Genomic DNA, 17606 nt, shown 5'->3' with positions numbered 1-17606 from the left:
GGAGCCCGGGCCTTAGTCGTGATTGGTCAGCGCTTCCAGGGCCTCGGGGTGGTAGCGTTCCAGCAGTGCCCAGAGAATCGCCGCCGTCTCGGCGTCCGGTTGGCCGCGGTAGTCGGCGGGGCGGAAGCGCATCTGGAAGGCACGCAGCACATCACGGGTCGGTGTATTCGGCTCGCCGCTTATCTCGATCGGGTAGCCCCAGGCCGCCAGGGCCCGCTGCAGGGTGGCCGTGTCGGGGGCGACCTCGGCGAAGCGCGCCCGGTAGCGAGCCACGCTGGCCGCCTCGGGCCAGACGCCGATCCCGGCCTCGTAGAGGGTCCGCCAGGGAAAGGCGGGGCCCGGGTCGATCTTGCGGCTGGGGGCGATATCCGAATGGGCCACCACGTCGGTGGGATGGATGCCGTGGCGTTCGATGATATCCCGGGCCAAGCGGATCAGGGCGTCGATCTGCGCCTCGGGGTAGGGCGCCCAGTGGATCGGAAGGGCCACCTCGGGAGCCGCCTCCAGGGCCGCCTCCACCTGGGCGAAGGAACGATCGGGACCATGGTTGACGATCTCGATGCCGATGGAGGTGTCGTTGAGGTGGGTGCGCCCCCTCCAGGCGCTGGCGCCGGCATGCCAGGCGCGCCGGGACTCGTCCACCAGTTGGTAGATCAGCGGCTCGCCGTCGTGCCGGCGGGCCGGGAGCGGTAGCACATAATGGGCGCTGACATGGGGGCCGGTCAGCGTGGCCAGGGAGCGCGCCTCGCCGCTGCTGGTGTAATGGATCACCAGGTGACGGACCCGGCTGCCATGAGAGGGGGCGCCATGGGAGTGATCGACGAGATAGCCATGGCGCCGCTCCAGCGTGGATGGGGTGCTACACCCGGTCAGCAGTAGCAGGGAAACGGCGACAAGCACCGTCAGGGATCGCCACATCGGCTTAGCCCTCCAGCAGCAGTCTCAGCGTCAGGCCCAGGGCCAGGGTCGAGGCGACGCTGAGCAGGGTGCCCAGCAGCACATACTCGGTGAGCTTGCGGTCCTGGGCCTCGCGCAGGTCCCCGAAGCGAAGCACCGACTTGGCGGCGAGCAGGAAGCCCACCGCCGTGAGCTGGTCGAGCAGCACCAGGGTCAGCACCAGGAAGCGCTCCAGCATGCCGATCCTCGCCCCCGCCGCCGCCAGGGTCCCGGTGGCCTCGAGCTGCTCGCTCCAGCGCCGCATCACCAGGGCGATGGCGATGGAGAGCGGGCGCGACACCAGCAGGTAGGCGCAGGCCAGGCCCAGCACCTGGGGCGTGGCGAGCCAGGCGACGGCGCTCCCGAGCGGCTGCCAGCTGCCGACCCAGGCCAGCCAGAGTCCCACCAGCACCAGCCCATGCAGGGCCTGGTCGAGCAGGAACCAGCGCAGCCGGCGGGGCGATAGTCGTGACTTGGCCAGGTCGATCAGCCAGTGGCTGGCCGCCACGACCAGGACGCCGAATGCCACCGCTACCGCGCCACGCTGGGCGTCATGGGCGGCGGCGATGACCAGCACGGCGAAGGTGAGGGCCGCATGGACCAGGGCATGTTGCCCCAGGTGCGGTGAGCGGTGTCCCAGGCGGTAGCGCTCTTCGACCCAGGCATGGGGTTGCAGCAGGAAGTCGCCGGTCAGATGGGCCAGCCACAACGCCAGCAACAGGGATTCGGGGCTAGTCATGGGCCTCGCTCTCTTCCTTGAGGCGCCGTTCCAGGTAGCTCAGGGTCTCCTGAAGCAGCGGCCAGTGTGCCGTCCGCAGGCGCTTGTGGACCGCGGGTTGGCTGATGCCGAGCCGCTCGGCCAGGGCCTGCTGGGACTCAGCATGACACAGGCGCTCGGCGATGGCCTCCGCGGCGGCGGGGGGCCAGCCTTCGAGCATGGCATCCAGGTGGCGAATCAGCAGGGCCAGGCAGGGCGAGTCGCCCGATGCCAGCCGCAGGGCCAGGTGGTGGTCGCCGTCCAGGGCGTCGAGTGTCTGGCCGGAGGCCACGAAAGGCGCCGAGCCGGCCTCGGCGATGCGCGAGTCGTCCCGCCACCGGTCGTCGTGTCCGATGGCGATGGCCAGGCGGGCGTCCCAGCGTTGCCGGGGCCGGGAGTGGCGAATCAGCTCGGCGCGCAGCAACACGGCGGCCGTTACGCCTTGCCAGGCCTGGGGGAGGACGAGTTGGAAGCCGTCGCCCCGGTAGCGTTCGCTGACCGCACCGAAGCGTGAGGCCAGGCGGGACAGGGCGTGATCGAGGACCGCCGAGAGCCGCTCGGCGGGTCCTAGCCGGCGCGAGGCGATGATATCGCCGGTGATGACCGCAATGGCGGGGGGCATGGCTATCTCCTGAGCGGGGCCTGCCAGCGGCGGCCAGGCGGGCCTCTGTCGTTAAATATAGCCTTTAAAGGTTATTTTTCCAGTTAATAACTATTTTATGTTATTACCTCCGGCGAGCCAGCTCGCCCATGGCCTCCTCCAGCCCCGCCAGGGTCAGGGGGTACATGCGATCCTCGATCAGCTCGCGGATCAGCTGGGTCGAGTGGGTGAACTCCCAGGCTCGGGGCGGCATGGGGTTGAGCCACACCAGATGAGGGAAGGCGTCTACCAGGCGCTTGAGCCAGATGGCCCCGGCCTCGTCGTTGAAGTGCTCGACGCTGCCGCCGGGGTGGGTGATCTCGTAGGGCGACATGGCCGCATCGCCGACGATCACCACCTGGTAGTCGCTGCCATAGGTGTGCAGCACGTCCATTGTCGAGATACGCTCGTCATGACGCCTGGCGTTGTTCCTCCACAAGCCTTCATAGACGCAGTTATGAAAGTAGTAGGGCTCCAGGTGCTTGAATTCGGCTCGGGCCGCCGAGAAGAGCTCCTCGCAGGTGCGGATATGGTCGTCCATGGAACCGCCCACATCGAGCAGTAGCAGCACCTTCACCGCGTTATGGCGCTCGGGGCGCATCTGCACGTTAAGCAGGCCGGCATCCCGGGCCGTCTCGCGGATGGTGGCGTCCACGTCGAATTCCTCCGCGGCCCCCTGGCGGGCGAACTTCCTGAGCCGGCGCAGGGCCATCTTGATATTGCGGGTGCCAAGCTCCAGGCCGTCGTCATAGTCGCGGAAGCGCCGTTCGTCCCACACCTTGACGGCCCGGCGGTGGCGGGAGCCGTCCTGGCCGATGCGGATGCCCTCCGGGTTGTAGCCATGGGCGCCGAAGGGGCTGGTGCCGCCGGTGCCGATCCACTTGTTGCCGCCGGCATGGCGCTCCTTCTGCTCCTCCAGGCGCTGCTTGAAGGTCTCGATCAGTGCCTCGAGCCCGCCCAGGGACTCGATCTGCGCCTTCTCTTCCTCCGTGAGCCGCTTCTCGAACTCGCGACGTAGCCAGTCGTCGGGGATCAGCGCCTCGATGGCGGCGTCCAGGTTCTCGAGGCCCTCGAACCAGGCGGCGAAGGCGCGATCGAAGCGGTCGAAGTGGCGCTCGTCCTTGACCATGACGGTGCGTGCCACCCGGTAGAAGGCCTCCATATCGGCGAACACCACCCCGCGCTCCACCACCGCGTGGAGGTCGAGCAGCTCGCGCAGGGACACCGGCACCCCGGCGCGCTTGAGGGTCTCGAACAGGCCGATAAACATGGCTCAGCGACTCTTGCGACGCAGCATAAAGGCCAGCCGCTCCAGCAGCTGGGTATCCTGCTCGTTCTTGACCAGGGCCCCGGCCAACGGCGGGATCGCCTTGACCGGATCGCGGTGGTAGAGCGCCTCCCGGGCCAGGTCGTCGGCCATCAAGAGCTTCAGCCAGTCCACCAGCTCCGAGGTGGAGGGCTTCTTCTTGAGTCCCGGGGCCTGGCGCAGTTCGAAGAACACCTCCAGGGCCTCGCTCACCAGTCGGGGGGCGATCTCCGGGAAGTGCACATCGACGATGGCCTGCATCGTCTCCCGGTCGGGGAACTCGATGTAGTGGAAGAAGCAGCGGCGCAGGAAGGCGTCGGGCAGCTCCTTCTCGTTGTTGGAGGTAATCACGATGATCGGCCTGTGCCTGGCCTGGATGGTCTCCCCGGTCTCGTAGACATGGAAGGCCATGCGGTCGAGTTCCTGGAGCAGGTCATTGGGAAACTCGATATCCGCCTTGTCGATCTCGTCGATCAGCAGTACCACCCGCTCGTCCGCGGTAAAGGCCTCCCACAGCTTGCCGGGCTTGATGTAGTTGGCGACGTTCTCAACGCCTTCCACGCCCAACTGGGAGTCGCGCAACCGGCTTACCGCGTCGTACTCGTAGAGGCCCTGGGCCGCCTTGGTGGTGGACTTGATGTGCCAGGTGATCAGCCGGGTATTCAGGGCGGCCGCCAGCTCCTCCGCCAGCAATGTCTTGCCGGTGCCCGGCTCGCCCTTGATCAGCAGGGGGCGTTCCAGGGTCACGGCGGCGTTGACCGCCTGCTTGAGGGCCTCGGTGGCCACATAGGTGGAGGTTCCCGCGAATGCCATGGCTGTCTCGCTCATTGAAATGGGTCACTGAAGATCAAACAAGTGTACGGAAGGCGGCGTAGGGGAACAATCGACAAAAGGGCCCCGCCTGGGTGGCGGGGCCGCGAGGCAGGGCGGTGGGGGAGCGCGATCAGCCCCGATAGGCTTCCACCAGGATGGCCGGGTCGTGCTCGTCGTGGCCGCGCCTGGCGTGGGCACGCATCAACTGGGCGGCCAGGCCGCTCATCGGGGTGGCGCTGCCGCTGCGCTGGCTCTGGGCCACCGCCATGTCCAGGTCCTTGAGCAGGGTGCGCAGGTGCCAGGGCGGATTCTCGAAGTCGCTGGCCGCCATGCGCGGGGTGAGGATCTGGAAGGGCTTGGAGTCGGCGAAGCCGCCGGAGAGCGCCTCGGTCAGGCGGGTGGCATCCACGCCGCTGGCCTCGGCGAGCGCCACCATCTCGGCCAGCACCGCCGCCTGGCAACCCACCACCATCTGGTTGCAGACCTTGGTGACCTGACCGGCCCCCACCGGGCCCATATGGGTGACCCGGGCGGCCAGCGGCGCCATCAGCGGGCGGCAGGCGTCGACCGCGTCGGCGTCGCCGCCGCACATGATGGCCAGGCTGCCCGCTTCGGCACCGGCCACGCCGCCGGAGACCGGGGCATCCACCCAGTCCATGCCGCAGGCGGCCTCGAGGCGGGCCGCGAAGTCGCGGGTGGCCGCCGGGTCGCTGCTGGAGAAGTCGATCAGGCGCTGGTCGGGGCGGCCATGGGCGGCCACGCCCTCCTCGCCGAAGACCACCGATTCCACCACATCGGTATTGGCCAGGCAGAGCATGATCACGTCGACCTCGGCGACCAGCTCGGTGACGGAGGCGGCGAGGCGGGCACCGGCCTCGCCCAGCGGTTCGGCCTTGGCGGGAGAGCGGTTCCAGACGGTGACATCGAAGCCGGCCGCCAGCAGGCGGCGGGTCATGGGGTCGCCCATCAGGCCGATGCCGATAAAGCCGAGGCGGGGGTGCGTCATCAGGGAGTCTCCGGCAGGGTCAGATGCCGGCAATAATGCGTTATGGAAAGCCTTTCCATCAACTCTCTGAGGACTCGAGGAGGCAGAGGCGAAGTTCAGGTGATACTTATTCTTGCGAAGGAGGCGACGGTGACAGGAAAAATCACCAGTGAAAGCCAAGTTAATGGGGAGATGCACAAGAGTGATGCGCTCTGATGCGAAAAAGCCCCTTAGTGGTGCGGCGCCGCGAGGTCGGTAACCTAGCCAGACACCGCCTAGTACACGAGTTGTTTTATAACCATCTGATAATAAAGGCGTTGCAAGGAAAGTGGCATGGATTTCGTATAGGTAATGACAAGCAGAAACCTCGACCGCGAAGCACAGGCCGAAGGGCAAGGAAGAGATCACGGGATCGACGCGGGGCGTCCGGGAGCAAGAACAACGAGAAGAGAGTGACGAATCGCAATATCGTCGGATAACGGCGATACACAGAGTGAGCTGGCGTGCTCCACCTGGCCTCCTTCGGGGGGCCTTTTTTATGCGTCTATTATTCTTGTTGTTGCCGCGACGCTTGTTATGGTGGCCTTTGTTGTTATTGGCTGTCCTCGCGTTATGGGAGGCATCATGACAGCTTGAGCGGTGCGAACAATCCGACTTTGGTGGAGGGTGCATGACCGCCAACCTATTCGCCTCGCCATCCGAGGCGCTCCCCGAGGAAATCGTCGACGTGCTGGCCCGGGGGCAGGGCGTGCGGGTGGAGCGCATCGTCTCCCGGGGACACGTCTCCGGCTGGTATGACCAGGCCGATCACGAGTGGGTCGCCCTGCTGGCCGGCGAGGCGCGCCTGGAGTTCGAGGGCGGCGAGATCCGCCATCTGTTGCCGGGCGATCATCTGCTGATCCCCGCCCATCGTCGCCACCGGGTGGCCTGGACGGCGCCGGAGCGAGACAGCGTCTGGCTGGCGGTGCATTATCGGGCGGACTAGCCTCGGCCGAGTCGGGGGCAGGCGTTCTGCTATCCGGCCTTGCCAGGGCCGCACGGAATCTCATTAGTCGGCCGCTGGCGACTAACCAGTAGGCTAGTAGGATGGAGTCATCGCATCGACACCGGAGGTCATAATGCGTCTACGGGTCCTGTCCGACCTGCACCTGGAACACTTTGATGATGGGCGAGAGCTGCCCATGGTGGCGGCGGATGTCGTGGTGCTGGCCGGCGATATCCATGCCCAGGGGCAGGGATTGGCCTGGGCCGCGACCCAGTTTCGCGACCAGCCGATCCTCTATGTGCCCGGCAACCACGAGTATTACGGCAGCTGCATGCCGGCATTGCGCCGAGAGCTGCGCGCCGAGGCGCAGCGGCTCGGTATCCATCTGCTCGATAACGATGAGGTGATCCTTAACGGGGTACGCTTCCTGGGCACCACCCTATGGACCGATTTCGCCCTCTATGCCGACGACCCGACCCAGGATTCCGAGCATACCGAGCGCGAGGCGCGGCGGCTGATGCCGGACTTTCAAGTGATTGAGCAGCCCGCCGGCGAGGCCTTTACTCCAGCGGCGAGTCGCGCCCTGCATCGCCAGGCGCTGGCCTGGCTCGAGGCGCAGCTCGCCAAGCGGCGCAGCTCGCCAAGCCCTGGGCCGGCCCCAGCGTAGTGATCAGCCATCATGCGCCCCTGGCCCAATGCATCCCGCCCCGCTATCGGGGTGACTCGCTCTCGCCGGCCTTCGCCTCGCACCTGGAGAGGCTGATGGGGCGCATGGAGCTGTGGCTGCATGGCCATGTGCATGAACCGGTGGACCTCATCTGTCGCGGTACCCGGGTAGTGGCCAATCCCGGAGGCTACCCCGGTGAGTTCGAGCCATCGTGCTTCTGCCCCGAGGGCATCGTCTGCCTGCCTGGGGTGTCATCTCTCGGCTGACTTGAGGCCGGGTGGCCTCGCCCCCATCTTGGGGGGACCTTAGGCCGATTTCGCTCCGGAGACTCCCATGTCCGATGCCCTGACCCTGGGTTGCCCCCATTGCCATGCCGTCAATCGCGTCAGCCGGGCGCGCCTGGATGATGGGCCGCGTTGCGGCAAGTGCAAGCAACCGCTGTTCACCGGCGAACCGGTGGCGCTGACCGCCGATAATTTCTCCGCCCTGGTGGCGCGCAGCGAGCTGCCGGTGGTGGTGGACTTCTGGGCCGGCTGGTGCGGGCCCTGCCAGATAATGGCGCCGCTCTTCGCCCAGGTCGCCCGGGAGCTGGAGCCGCGCATGCGCTTCGCCAAGCTGGATACCGAGGCGCAGCAGGCCCTGGCCGGGCGCTTCGGCATCCGCAGCATCCCCACCCTGATGGTATTCCGCGAGGGCCGCGAGGTGGCGCGCCAGGCCGGGGTGATGCAGCCGGCCCAACTGGCCCAGTGGCTCAGGCCGCACCTGGCGTGATGGTGCCGCCGCGATCCCGCGGGTGGTGTCAGAACATCAGCCTGATCCCGGCGACGACGCCGGTATCTTCGCTGGGGTCGCCGTCGGTGCTGGCCAGGTCGGCGGTTTCCCCATAGCGTTTCTCCCAGTAGGTGCCGAGATAGGGGGCGACACGCCGGGTGATCTCGTAACGCAGTCGCAGGCCGACGCGAACCGAGTTGAGCCCCTCGCCGACGCCGAACGCCTCGGCCTCGCCGGCGGCCACGGTGATCTCGGTGCGTGGCTGCAGGTACAGGCGTTGAGTGAGACGCAGGTCATACTCACCCTCGATGCTGGCCGAGACGTCGCCGTCGTCGCTGACCCTTAGCGCCAGGTCGGTCTCGATGCCGTAGGGCATCACGCCCTGGAGGCCGATCACGGCGTAGGTGCGCTCGGCATGGTCGTCGGAGAAGACCCCGCCCTGATAGCCGATGCCACCCTGGAGCTCCCAGAAGTCGGCGATAAGGCGGCCATAGAGCAACTCCAGCGATTCGAACTCGGCATCCTCGCCGTCGCTCTGGACGTTCTCGCCTTCGGACTTCAGGTAGAGGCGGTTGACGTCGCCGCCGTACCAGGCCTGAAAGTCCCAGATTAGCGCTTCTTCGCCCTTGTCGGGCACGGCGTATTCCAGCCGCTCGAACAGCGCCATGCCCATGTTGTGCTCGACCATCGGGGCGGGCCAGTCGGGCGGGGCATCGTAGCCGTCCTCCGCCTGGGCGGTGGGGAGCGCGGCCATGGCCAGCAGGACGCCGGCCGCGGTTAGTGAGACTCGGGTAGTCATGGTTTCTCCTTACGACACCTCGACGACACGGAACATGCCGGCGTCCATGTGGTAGAGCAGGTGGCAATGGAAGGCCCAACTGCCCTCGGCGTCGGCGGTGATCAGCGCCGAGACCCGCTCGTCGGGCTTGACGTTGAGGGTATGCTTGCGGGGAATCAGCTCGCCCTGGCCGTTCTCGAGCTCCATCCACATGCCGTGGAGATGGATGGGGTGCTCCATCATGGTGTCGTTGATCAGGATCAGGCGCAGGCGCTCATCCTTGGCGAAATGAATGGGGCCGCTTACCTCACTGAATTTCCGGCCATCGAAGGACCACATATAGCGTTCCATGTTGCCGGTGAGGTGCAGTTCCAGCTCGCGGCCCGGTTCGCGACGATCCGGCCAGGGAGTAAAGGCCTTGAGGTCGCGGTAGACCAGCACGCGGCGTTCATCGGGATCGATGCCGATGCCGGCCTGGTCGTAGCGGGAGCCCGGTTGCGCCGCGCCTGCCGCCAGCATGCCACCGGCGGCGATTCTGTCCTGTTCCCCCGAGATGCCCGGCATGGCGGAATGATCCATCCCCGGCATGGTGGAGTGGTCCATGCCTTCCATGTCGGAGGGCTCCATCCCCGGCATATTGGCGTGATCCATGCCTCCCATGCCGGAGTGATCCATGCCTCCCATGCCGGAGTGATCCATTCCCTCCATCGTGGAGTGATCCATGCCTCCCATGCCGGAGTGATCCATGCCTCCCATGCCGGAGTGATCCATGTCTCCCATGCCGGAGTGATCCATTCCCTCCATCGTGGAGTGATCCATGCCCGCCATGCCGTGGGCGCCCATGGCCTCCATGCCGCGGTCGGCGATCCGGCGACGCTCGGGGAGCTCCGCCTCCATCCCCTCCCGGGGCGCCAGGGTGGCACGGGCATAGCCGCTGCGGTCCATGGATTCGGCGAAGAGGGTATAGGCGGTGTCGTCCTCGGGGGCCACCAGGACGTCATAGGTCTCGGCCACCGCGATACGGAACTCGTCGACGGGGACCGGCTGCACCGGCTGGCCGTCGGCGGCCACCACGGTCATCCTCAGCCCCGGGATGCGTACGTCGAAGTAGCTCATCGCCGAGCCGTTGATGATCCGCAGGCGAATCCGCTCGCCGGCCCGGAACAGCGCCGTCCAGTTCTCCTCGGGTGAGTGACCATTGATCAGGTAGCGGTAGGTGCTGCCGGTCACATCGGCGATATCCCGCGAACTCATGCGCATCCGCGCCCACATGCCGCGCCGTTCGGCCGTCGCGGCGAAGCCCCGCTCGCGCACGTCGGCGAAGAAGTCGGCGACGGTACGCTCCTGGAAGTTGTAGTAACCCTCGGCGGTCTTCAGGTTGCGGAACACCGCCATGGGCTCCTCGAAGGTCCAGTCGGTGAGCAGCAGCACATGCTCGCGGTCGTAGCGGAAGGGCTCGCGCTCGGCGGCGTCGATGATCAGGGGGCCGGCATGACCGAGCTGCTCCTGCAGGCCGGAGTGGCTGTGATACCAGTAGGTGCCGTTCTGGCGCACCGGAAAGCGGTAGGTGAAGGTCTCGCCGGGGGCGATGCCGGCGAAGCTGATCCCGGGCACGCCGTCCATCCCGGGGGGCAGGATCAGGCCATGCCAGTGAATGGAGGTGGGCTCGTCGAGCAGGTTGGTGACCCGCAGCACGGCATCCTGGCCCTCCCTGAGGCGAATCAGCGGCCCGGGGCTGGTACCGTTGATGCTGATCGGATGGGCTTCCTGGCCGGCGATCGGCAGCGATTCCCGACGGATCGCCAGGGACACCTCGGGCCCCTCCTCGATGCCCTTGGCATAGGCACTGGTCTGGCCCCAGGGGTCGGCCCAACTGGGGCGAAGACCCAAGGCGGCCGCCGATCCCAGGCCGAGGGCCGCGCCGCCTTTCAGGAGCTGGCGGCGGGACAGCGGCTGGGTGATGACTCTCGAACTTGCCATGCAGGACTCCTGTCAGTGTCTGGTCGGAGCCATCTTGAGGGGACAAGCTGAATTCGCCCTGAAAAAACTGGCCTTACCCCGACCGTAGGGGGATCGTCAGCTCGACCCTCAGGCCGCCGAGCGGGCTGGTGGCAAACCGGGTCTGTCCCGAGTAGCGCGATACCAGTTGCGTGAGGATCGACAGGCCCAGCCCGTACCCGGGGTGGCGCTCATCGAGGCGCGTGCCCCGCTGGCCGAGACGGCACAGGTCGGCCTTGGCGACGCCGGGCCCATCGTCCTCGACGAGGATACGCAGGCTGTCCGTGAGCGTGATGCGGCAGGTCACCTCGCGGGTGGCCCATTTCCCGGCGTTATCGAGCAGGATGCCGAGCATTTCGGAGAGATCCTGGGCCTCGATGGGCACGCGCTGGTCGCTGGTCTGCGGCAGGCGCAGGGTGAACCGTCGATCCGGGTAGAGGGCGCGAAACAGCTCGATCAGGCGGGTGCCATCCCGGTGCGGGTCACTCATGCGCCCGGCATGGGGGCCGGCGATGCGTGAGTGCCGTAGCTGTGCATCCAGCTGGGCATGCACCTCCTCGAGGCGCCGCACCAGCTTGTGGCGACGCTCGTCGTCGATGGGCCGCGCCCCCCTCAGCACCTGGGTGACCGCCGCCAGCGGCGTCTTCAGGGCATGGGAGAGGTCGGCCGATGAGTCACGGGAGCGCTGCAGGCGAGCGTCGATCTCGTCCATGAAATGGTTGAGCTGCATGACCAGGCTATCCAGCTCCGAGGGCACGTCCGGGGAGAGGCGTTCCCGCTGCCCCAGGCGCAGTTCGCCCAACTGGTCGCGAAGCCGGGCGAGGGGAATCAGCCCCCGATTGACCGCCAGCAGATTCAGGGAGACCAGCAGCAACAGCAGCCCGGCGGCGATACCGCCGACCCACCAATGCAATTGGTGCAGTCCCGCTTCGACCTGTGCGAAATCCTCTCCCACCAGCAGGACGCCGTCGTCGCCGTTCATGGTGAAATGGCGGCGGTAGACCAGCAGGTGTTGCGCCTGCGCCTCGACCTCGACGAGGGCATCACCGGGGGCGTCGAGCACCTCGGCCAGGACGCCTCGCCAGTGGGGTGTCGAGGCGCTGATGTCATCGCCGAGGCGCAGCACATAGAGGTGGTGGAAGACCTGATAGCCACGACTCGCCGAATCGAGCAGGGCCGGCGTGGCCAACCGATCCTGGCGCAGCTGGTCGATGGCATGGTCGGCCTCCCGTGCCAGCCGGGCTCCCAGGAAGTCGCGGGCCAGGTCCTGCAACAGGATGCCGTGCAGCAGCCAGGTGGTGCCGGTCACCAGCAGGGCGATGCCGGAGAGCCAGGCCAGCAACCGCATCCGCAGGCTGCGTCGATCAATGCGAAACAAAGCGATACCCCTGGCCGCGCCGGGTCTCGATCCGCGACCTGCCGAGGTGGCGTCTCAGCCGCCCGATATAGACCTCGACCAGGTTGGGGGCCGCCGCGTCCTGATCCAGGGCATAGAGCTGATCGAGCAGGTGCGCCTTGGAGAGGATGCGATCGGGGTGGTGCATGAAGTAGCGCAGCAGGCGAAACTCGGTGCTCGTCAGGGAGTGCCAGGGTCCCCCGTCGACGCTGACGCTCTGGTTGGCCTCATCCAGGCAGACGCCGTTGAGCGAGAGTCGCTGGGAGAGGTGGCCGGAACGCCGCCGCAACAGCGCCTTGATCCTGGCGATCAGCTCGGGCTCGTGGAAGGGTTTGGTGAGGTAGTCATCCGCGCCGCCTTCCAGCCCCACGACCTTGTCTTCCCAGGTGTCGCGGGCGGTCAGGATCAATACCGGCAGGTCGCGACCCTGCTGACGCCACTGCCTGAGCAGCGCCAGGCCCGATCCATCCGGCAGCCCCAGGTCGAGGATGGCCAGCGCATAGGTCTCGGTGGCCATCAGTGACCTGGCCGCCCCCAGGGAGGTGGCCAGGTCGGTGCGGTAACCGTTGTCTTTCAGGCTCTCGGCCAGGCTCTCGGCGAGCAGGTCGTCATCCTCGAGAAGCAACAGTTTCATGCGGCAAGCTCATCCCTGGAACTCGAGGGTCCCGGACATGCCGGCCTCATAGTGGCCCGGGATATTGCAGGCGTACTCCAGGTCGTCCACATTCGCCGGGGCCGTCCAGACCAGCGCCGCCGTCTCGCCCGGCGCGATGGTCACCGAGGGCATCTGACCACCATGCGCCCCCTCGGCCATATCATGGCCGCCGTGTCCACCATGGCCATGGCTGCCGCCCATCTCCAGCATCATCTGGCGATGAGCCTCCTGAGCCTCGGCATCGCCGATGACGAACTCATGCTCGAGATGACCGGTATTGGTGATCTCGAAGCGGAGGGTTTCGCCCGGGGCAATATCGAGCCCCTCGGGGGCAAACCACATGTCGCCCGCCTGGAAGCGAATGGTGCGATCGATATCGGCCTCACCGGTGGCGTCATGGGAGCCGCCGTGTTCGCCGGCGGCGAAGGCGGTGGTCGCGGTCAGGCCGAGGAGCAGGGCCAGCAGCGTCTTGCGCATGGTGTCACCTCTTGCGTGGTGTCTGGGGAGGCTCGTTTATAGCGCACGAACCTGAAACGGGCCTGAACCCGTGGCGCCGGCGAGTGCACCCCGCGCCGCCTATCCTAGCAGCCGGATGCCACCCTCGGCAGTGGTGCGTCTGGTACGAGACTTGCCCCACAGCCCAGGGGACTTGACCTTGGGGCTACCCATAGGTGCTAGGTTCAGGCCGTTATCCCGGCGGCGCCTCGCCGGGGCCTGCCTCGGGAGTCGTGCCATGATGAATGCCGATTGCTTCGCCCTGATGGGAGCCATGGGGTGGTGGGCATGGCTGATGCCGCTCGCCTTCCTGCTGTTGCTGGGCCTGGGGATCGCCGCGCTCGTCAAATACCTTTTCCTGTCCCACAAGGGGGATCGTCGATGAATCGTCACCTGACCGCACTGCTTGCCGGTGGCACCCTGCTGCTGGGGGCCGCCACGGCTCAGGCCGCCTTGCCCCAGGAGGCCACCCTGTACAAGAACCCGCAGTGCGGCTGCTGCGATGCCTATGCCCGCCACCTGGAAACCCTGGGCATCGCGGTGACCGTGGTCGATGATATCGAGCTGGGCGAGATCAAGCGGGCCGCCGGGGTGCCCCATGGCCTCGGTGCCTGCCACACCGTGTCGCTGGGCGACTACTGGATCGAGGGCCATGTGCCGCTGGCCGCCGTCGAGTCGCTGTTCGAGGAGCGCCCCGCCACGGCCGGCATCGGCCTGGCCGGCATGCCCCTCGGCACGCCGGGCATGCCGGGCCCCCAGCGCGAACCCTACGAGGTCTATCGGTTCGAGGATCATCAGGCCTCGCCCTATATGACCCTCTGACGTCACCGGCCCGCCGACCCTGCCGTCGGCGGTCGCCGTCCGAAGCGTCGGCATGCCGATGGCGCTAGAATGGCCCGAGAGTCATGGCATAAGGGTGGGCGGTGATCACACGGCAGGGTTTTTTGCTGACGCGGCACTGGGAGGAGGGCGCGGCAGGCACGCGGGTGAGCTTCTGGCTGGCCACCGACGAGGGGCCCCTGAGGGTCACCCTGGCGCCCCGGCCCTCGGTGGCCTTCCTGCCCGCCGGGCAGCGCCGGCTGGCCGAGCCCCTGTTGTCGAGAGAGCTGGCCGGTGAGGCCGAACTCCGCCCCCTTGAGCTTCGCGACTTCCAGCGGCGTCCGGTGCTCGGCCTCTATTGCCCCCAGTACCGCCAGCTGCTGCGCCTGGTACGACGCCTGCGCGAGGCCGGCGTCGACTGCTTCGAGGCCGATATCCGCCCCCCGGAGCGCTACCTGATGGAGCGCTTTATCACCGCCCCGGTGGAGATCACCGGCACCCCGGATGGCGAGGGCGGCCTGAGGGACGCCCGGCTGCGTCCCGCCCCGGACTATCGCCCGCCGCTTAGCATGGTGTCGCTGGATATCGAGACCAGCGGCCGTGGCGAGCTTTACTCCATCGCCCTGGAGAGCGGTGCCGAGCGCCGGGTGCTGATGCTGGGGCCGGCCAATGGCGAGGCCCCGGCGGAGCTCGACTTTGCCCTCGACTACTGCGCCAGTCGCGGCGAGCTGCTGGAGCGGCTCAATGCCTGGTTCGCCGAGGTCGACCCCGACGTCATCATCGGCTGGAACCTGGTGCAGTTCGACCTGCGCCTCCTCCAGAAGCATGCCGAGGCCCTGGGCGTGCCGCTGCGTCTGGGCCGCGAGGGAACGGCACTGGAGTGGCGCGCCCACGGCAGCCAGGAGAACTACCACTTCGTCTCTGCCCCCGGGCGGCTGATCGTCGACGGCATCGAGGCCCTGCGCGGTGCCACCTGGCAGTTCGCCTCCTTCAGCCTGGAGCATGTGGCCCGGACTCTGCTCGGCGAGGGCAAGGCCGTCGATAACCCCTACCAGCGTCTCGCGGAGATCGAGCGTCGCTTCGCCGAGGACAAGCCGGCGCTGGCCCGCTACAACCTCAAGGACTGCGAGCTGGTCACGCGGATCTTCGAGACGACCGAGTTGCTGGCCTTCCTGCTCGAGCGGGCCAGCGTCACCGGACTGGCCGCCGATCGCAGCGGCGGCTCGGTGGCCGCCTTTACCCACCTCTACCTGCCGGCCATGCACCGCCTGGGGTATGTGGCCCCCAACCTGGGCGAGGGGCAGGCGGCAGAGAGTCCCGGCGGCTTCGTCATGGATTCCCGCCCCGGCCTCTACGACTCGGTGCTGGTGCTCGACTTCAAGAGCCTCTACCCGTCGATCATCCGCACCTTTTTGATCGACCCGGTGGGGCTGATCGCCGCCGAGGAGGAAGCCGACGCCGTGCCCGGCTACCTGGAGGGGCGCTTCTCGCGCCGCCACCATGCCCTGCCGGCCATCGTCGAACGGGTCTGGGCCGGCCGTGAGGCCGCCAAGGCCGCCGGCAATGCGCCGCTCTCCCAGGCGCTGAAGATCATCATGAACAGCTTCTACGGGGTGCTCGGCTCCAAGGGCTGTCGCTTCTTCGATGCCCGCCTGGCCTCGTCGATCACCCGCCGCGGCCACGCCATCATGCATCGCACCCGGGAGCTGATCGAGGCCGAGGGCTATACGGTGATCTACGGCGATACCGACTCCACCTTCGTGTGGCTGGGGCGGGCCTGCGAGGAGGCCGAGGCGGCGACCATCGGCCGGCGCCTGGTGGCCCAGGTCAACGGCTGGTGGCGCCGGCACCTGGACGAGGAGCTGGGCCTGGAGAGCGCCCTGGAGCTGCAGTTCGAGACCCACTACCGGCGTTTCCTGATGCCCACCATTCGCGGCGCCGAGGCGGGCAGCAAGAAGCGCTACGCCGGCCTGGTGCGCGACGCCGCGGGGGAGGAGCGGGTGGTCTTCAAGGGCATGGAAACGGTGCGTAGCGACTGGACGCCGCTGGCCCAAGCGTTCCAGCGCGAGCTCTACCGCCGCGTCTTCACCGGCGAGCCCTACCGGGACTATGTGCGCGAGATGGTCAATCACACCATCCGAGACTGTGTGGCGCGGCTAGAGGCGGGGGAGGAGGACGATCGGCTGGTCTATCGCAAGCGGCTGCGCCGGCGCCTCGACGACTACCGGCGCAATGTGCCGCCCCAGGTGCGCGCCGCGCGGCTGGCCGACGAGCATAACGCCCGCCTGGGCCGGCCGCCCCAGTACCGGAACGGCGGCTGGATCCGCTACGTGATCACCACCGCCGGCCCCGAGCCCCTGGAGGCGCGGCACTCGCCCATCGACATCGACCACTACCTGAGCCGCCAGCTCAAGCCGGTGGCGGACGCCATCCTGCCCTTCGTCGGCGACGACTTCGATGCCCTGATCGACCGCCAGATGGGGCTCTTCTAACTACGTCGACCTTCGGCCGGTACGGATCGATCGTCAGCTGAGGTTGTTTTGAATCAGCGCCCCTTAAGCTGTTCCTTGAGCTGCTTAGGCACCTGCTTGATGATCAGGCGGTCGCTGGTCTCGTCGTATTCCACGCTGGAGCCCAGCAGGTGGGAGTCGAAGCTGATCGAGACGCCGCCGGCGCGGCCGGTGAAACGGCGGAACTGGTTGAGGGCCTTCTTGTCCGGGGGGATCTCTGGGGAGAGGCCGTAGTCCAGGTGGCGGATATGCTCGTAGAAGGCCTTGGAGTCGTGGTCGTCGACCACCTCGGAGAGGGCTTCCAGGGTGATCGATTCGCCGCGGCGCGCCTGATCGCTGGCGTAGTCGAGCAGCGCCTCGGTCTTCTCCCGGGCCTGGTCGTCGGCGAGGTCCTCCTGCTCCACGTAGTCGCTGAAGGCCTTGAGCAGGGTGCGCGTCTCGCCGCCGGCGTCGATGCCCTCCTCGGCACCGAGTAGCTCGGCGAAGGCCTCGGCGAACTTCTTGCCGCCGCGGTCGCGCAGCCAGGAGAGGTACTGCTTGGAGGGTGTCTCGGCGCGCCACTGACGGATATCGAGACGCGCGGCCAGCGACAGCTGGGCCAGGTTGAGCTGATTGGCGGCGACGATGGCGCCATCCGCGTCGATGCCCCACCCCTCGCGATGATGCAGCAGCGCCAGGCTGAGGTACTCGGCGTCGCCGTGACGGTAGTGGGCCAGCAGCAGGTGGCCGCCCACCGAGAGGTGCTCGCCGAGCATCTCGGTGAGGCGCTGGGCCAGCTCGCGGCTGACGCTGACGAAGTCCGTCTCGCCGTCCAGGTAGGCGCCGAGGGCGGTCGCCGTGCGACTGGCGGCGGCGAAGTGGCCCCAGGCCTTGGTCTTGCCGTGATAGGCGCTGTTGACCCCGGCCAGCAGCTCATCCAGGGCCGGTGAGGGCGCGGCCTCGGCCTCCGCCGCCACCAGCCGGGCCGGTTGCTCTCCCGCCAGGTCGATGCGATGGATGATGCTGTGCAGTATCGGCATGGGGCCCCCCGGGTGGCGAAAGCGAGATCACGAAAGCGAGGGGGCGATCATACCCGCCGAAGGCGCCCGGTGGTAC

The 17606-nt window shown here is 67.5% G+C and carries 19 protein-coding genes; 7 read left to right on the top strand and 12 right to left on the bottom strand.

Annotation, left to right across the window (positions count from 1 at the left end; translation table 11 throughout):
* Positions 1-12: 12 nt before the first annotated feature.
* From ACQ1W9_RS12075 to ACQ1W9_RS12050, 6 genes are all read right to left on the bottom strand, one after another.
* Positions 13-918, bottom strand: coding sequence for an N-acetylmuramoyl-L-alanine amidase (locus ACQ1W9_RS12075; RefSeq protein ID WP_431023601.1), 906 nt, complete (start codon positions 916-918; stop codon positions 13-15).
* Between the two features lie 4 nt (positions 919-922).
* Entirely contained in the window at positions 923-1675 is a 753-nt protein-coding gene (locus ACQ1W9_RS12070) for a DUF3307 domain-containing protein (protein ID WP_346063091.1), read from the bottom strand.
* Positions 1668-2315 carry a hypothetical protein gene (locus ACQ1W9_RS12065; protein ID WP_431023600.1) on the bottom strand — a complete coding sequence of 216 codons (648 nt, stop codon included), beginning with the start codon at positions 2313-2315 and terminating at the stop codon, positions 1668-1670. The genes ACQ1W9_RS12070 and ACQ1W9_RS12065 overlap by 8 nt, the downstream gene beginning before the upstream one ends.
* A 103-nt stretch (positions 2316-2418) precedes the next feature.
* Positions 2419-3603: a vWA domain-containing protein gene (locus tag ACQ1W9_RS12060; protein ID WP_431023599.1), complete on the bottom strand. Its 1185-nt coding sequence runs from the start codon at positions 3601-3603 to the stop codon at positions 2419-2421.
* Between the two features lie 3 nt (positions 3604-3606).
* Positions 3607-4452, bottom strand: a complete 846-nt coding sequence (locus ACQ1W9_RS12055) for an AAA family ATPase (protein ID WP_431023598.1) — start codon at positions 4450-4452, stop codon at positions 3607-3609.
* A gap of 130 nt (positions 4453-4582) precedes the next feature.
* Positions 4583-5458, bottom strand: a complete 876-nt coding sequence (locus ACQ1W9_RS12050) for an NAD(P)-dependent oxidoreductase (protein WP_431023597.1) — start codon at positions 5456-5458, stop codon at positions 4583-4585.
* Between the two features lie 649 nt (positions 5459-6107).
* On the opposite strand from ACQ1W9_RS12050, the gene ACQ1W9_RS12045 reads away from it, so the two are divergent.
* The 4 genes from ACQ1W9_RS12045 to trxC all read left to right on the top strand — a co-directional run bounded on the left by ACQ1W9_RS12045 (position 6108) and on the right by trxC (position 7860).
* On the top strand, positions 6108-6422 hold the full coding sequence (locus tag ACQ1W9_RS12045; protein WP_431023596.1) for a cupin domain-containing protein: 315 nt from the start codon (positions 6108-6110) through the stop codon (positions 6420-6422).
* A gap of 133 nt (positions 6423-6555) precedes the next feature.
* The gene (locus ACQ1W9_RS12040; protein ID WP_431023595.1) at positions 6556-7089 is read left to right on the top strand and encodes a metallophosphoesterase; all 534 of its coding nucleotides are present in this window, start codon (positions 6556-6558) and stop codon (positions 7087-7089) included.
* Positions 7089-7355: a hypothetical protein gene (locus ACQ1W9_RS12035; protein ID WP_431023594.1), complete on the top strand. Its 267-nt coding sequence runs from the start codon at positions 7089-7091 to the stop codon at positions 7353-7355. The genes ACQ1W9_RS12040 and ACQ1W9_RS12035 overlap by 1 nt, the downstream gene beginning before the upstream one ends.
* 67 nt (positions 7356-7422) lie before the next feature.
* Positions 7423-7860 carry a thioredoxin TrxC gene (gene trxC / locus ACQ1W9_RS12030; RefSeq protein WP_431023593.1) on the top strand — a complete coding sequence of 146 codons (438 nt, stop codon included), beginning with the start codon at positions 7423-7425 and terminating at the stop codon, positions 7858-7860.
* Between the two features lie 28 nt (positions 7861-7888).
* Here trxC and ACQ1W9_RS12025 read toward each other — a convergent pair whose 3' ends face one another.
* The 5 genes from ACQ1W9_RS12025 to ACQ1W9_RS12005 form a co-directional block, all read right to left on the bottom strand.
* Entirely contained in the window at positions 7889-8659 is a 771-nt protein-coding gene (locus ACQ1W9_RS12025; protein ID WP_431023592.1) for a copper resistance protein B, read from the bottom strand.
* A 9-nt stretch (positions 8660-8668) separates the two neighbouring features.
* A complete protein-coding gene (locus ACQ1W9_RS12020; protein ID WP_431023591.1) occupies positions 8669-10618 on the bottom strand; it encodes a copper resistance system multicopper oxidase in 1950 nt (649 codons plus the stop codon).
* 73 nt (positions 10619-10691) lie between these two features.
* Positions 10692-12014, bottom strand: coding sequence for a sensor histidine kinase (locus ACQ1W9_RS12015; RefSeq protein ID WP_431023590.1), 1323 nt, complete (start codon positions 12012-12014; stop codon positions 10692-10694).
* Positions 12001-12666 (bottom strand): response regulator transcription factor, encoded by a 666-nt coding sequence (locus ACQ1W9_RS12010; RefSeq protein WP_346063078.1) that lies wholly within the window; start codon positions 12664-12666, stop codon positions 12001-12003. The genes ACQ1W9_RS12015 and ACQ1W9_RS12010 overlap by 14 nt, the downstream gene beginning before the upstream one ends.
* A gap of 9 nt (positions 12667-12675) precedes the next feature.
* A complete protein-coding gene (locus ACQ1W9_RS12005) occupies positions 12676-13164 on the bottom strand; it encodes a cupredoxin domain-containing protein (protein ID WP_431023589.1) in 489 nt (162 codons plus the stop codon).
* Between the two features lie 256 nt (positions 13165-13420).
* On the opposite strand from ACQ1W9_RS12005, the gene ACQ1W9_RS12000 reads away from it, so the two are divergent.
* The 3 genes from ACQ1W9_RS12000 to ACQ1W9_RS11990 all read left to right on the top strand — a co-directional run bounded on the left by ACQ1W9_RS12000 (position 13421) and on the right by ACQ1W9_RS11990 (position 16493).
* Positions 13421-13567 (top strand): hypothetical protein, encoded by a 147-nt coding sequence (locus tag ACQ1W9_RS12000; RefSeq protein ID WP_431023588.1) that lies wholly within the window; start codon positions 13421-13423, stop codon positions 13565-13567.
* A complete protein-coding gene (locus ACQ1W9_RS11995) occupies positions 13564-14004 on the top strand; it encodes a DUF411 domain-containing protein (RefSeq protein WP_431023587.1) in 441 nt (146 codons plus the stop codon). The genes ACQ1W9_RS12000 and ACQ1W9_RS11995 overlap by 4 nt, the downstream gene beginning before the upstream one ends.
* 101 nt (positions 14005-14105) lie before the next feature.
* The gene (locus ACQ1W9_RS11990; RefSeq protein WP_431023586.1) at positions 14106-16493 is read left to right on the top strand and encodes a DNA polymerase II; all 2388 of its coding nucleotides are present in this window, start codon (positions 14106-14108) and stop codon (positions 16491-16493) included.
* A 53-nt stretch (positions 16494-16546) separates the two neighbouring features.
* Here ACQ1W9_RS11990 and yejK read toward each other — a convergent pair whose 3' ends face one another.
* Positions 16547-17530 (bottom strand): nucleoid-associated protein YejK, encoded by a 984-nt coding sequence (yejK, locus tag ACQ1W9_RS11985; RefSeq protein ID WP_431023585.1) that lies wholly within the window; start codon positions 17528-17530, stop codon positions 16547-16549.
* Positions 17531-17606 lie beyond the last annotated feature (76 nt).

This window comes from Halomonas sp. H5, assembly GCF_050613175.1.
Taxonomy (GTDB): Bacteria; Pseudomonadota; Gammaproteobacteria; order Pseudomonadales; family Halomonadaceae; genus Bisbaumannia; species Bisbaumannia salifodinae.
The sequence above is the reverse complement of the archived record's forward strand: the minus strand, read 5'-3'. Positions and strand labels throughout refer to the sequence as shown.

Coding starts and splice junctions, on each gene's coding strand:
- ACQ1W9_RS12010 (WP_346063078.1), bottom strand. CDS start 12,666: ATGAAACTGTTGCTTCTCGAGGATGACGACCTGCTCGCCGAGAGCCTG.
- ACQ1W9_RS12060 (WP_431023599.1), bottom strand. CDS start 3,603: ATGTTTATCGGCCTGTTCGAGACCCTCAAGCGCGCCGGGGTGCCGGTG.
- trxC (WP_431023593.1), top strand. CDS start 7,423: ATGTCCGATGCCCTGACCCTGGGTTGCCCCCATTGCCATGCCGTCAAT.
- ACQ1W9_RS12055 (WP_431023598.1), bottom strand. CDS start 4,452: ATGGCATTCGCGGGAACCTCCACCTATGTGGCCACCGAGGCCCTCAAG.
- ACQ1W9_RS12005 (WP_431023589.1), bottom strand. CDS start 13,164: ATGCGCAAGACGCTGCTGGCCCTGCTCCTCGGCCTGACCGCGACCACC.
- ACQ1W9_RS12040 (WP_431023595.1), top strand. CDS start 6,556: ATGCGTCTACGGGTCCTGTCCGACCTGCACCTGGAACACTTTGATGAT.
- ACQ1W9_RS12075 (WP_431023601.1), bottom strand. CDS start 918: ATGTGGCGATCCCTGACGGTGCTTGTCGCCGTTTCCCTGCTACTGCTG.
- ACQ1W9_RS12070 (WP_346063091.1), bottom strand. CDS start 1,675: ATGACTAGCCCCGAATCCCTGTTGCTGGCGTTGTGGCTGGCCCATCTG.
- yejK (WP_431023585.1), bottom strand. CDS start 17,530: ATGCCGATACTGCACAGCATCATCCATCGCATCGACCTGGCGGGAGAG.
- ACQ1W9_RS12065 (WP_431023600.1), bottom strand. CDS start 2,315: ATGCCCCCCGCCATTGCGGTCATCACCGGCGATATCATCGCCTCGCGC.
- ACQ1W9_RS11995 (WP_431023587.1), top strand. CDS start 13,564: ATGAATCGTCACCTGACCGCACTGCTTGCCGGTGGCACCCTGCTGCTG.
- ACQ1W9_RS12045 (WP_431023596.1), top strand. CDS start 6,108: ATGACCGCCAACCTATTCGCCTCGCCATCCGAGGCGCTCCCCGAGGAA.
- ACQ1W9_RS12000 (WP_431023588.1), top strand. CDS start 13,421: ATGATGAATGCCGATTGCTTCGCCCTGATGGGAGCCATGGGGTGGTGG.
- ACQ1W9_RS12025 (WP_431023592.1), bottom strand. CDS start 8,659: ATGACTACCCGAGTCTCACTAACCGCGGCCGGCGTCCTGCTGGCCATG.
- ACQ1W9_RS12050 (WP_431023597.1), bottom strand. CDS start 5,458: ATGACGCACCCCCGCCTCGGCTTTATCGGCATCGGCCTGATGGGCGAC.
- ACQ1W9_RS12020 (WP_431023591.1), bottom strand. CDS start 10,618: ATGGCAAGTTCGAGAGTCATCACCCAGCCGCTGTCCCGCCGCCAGCTC.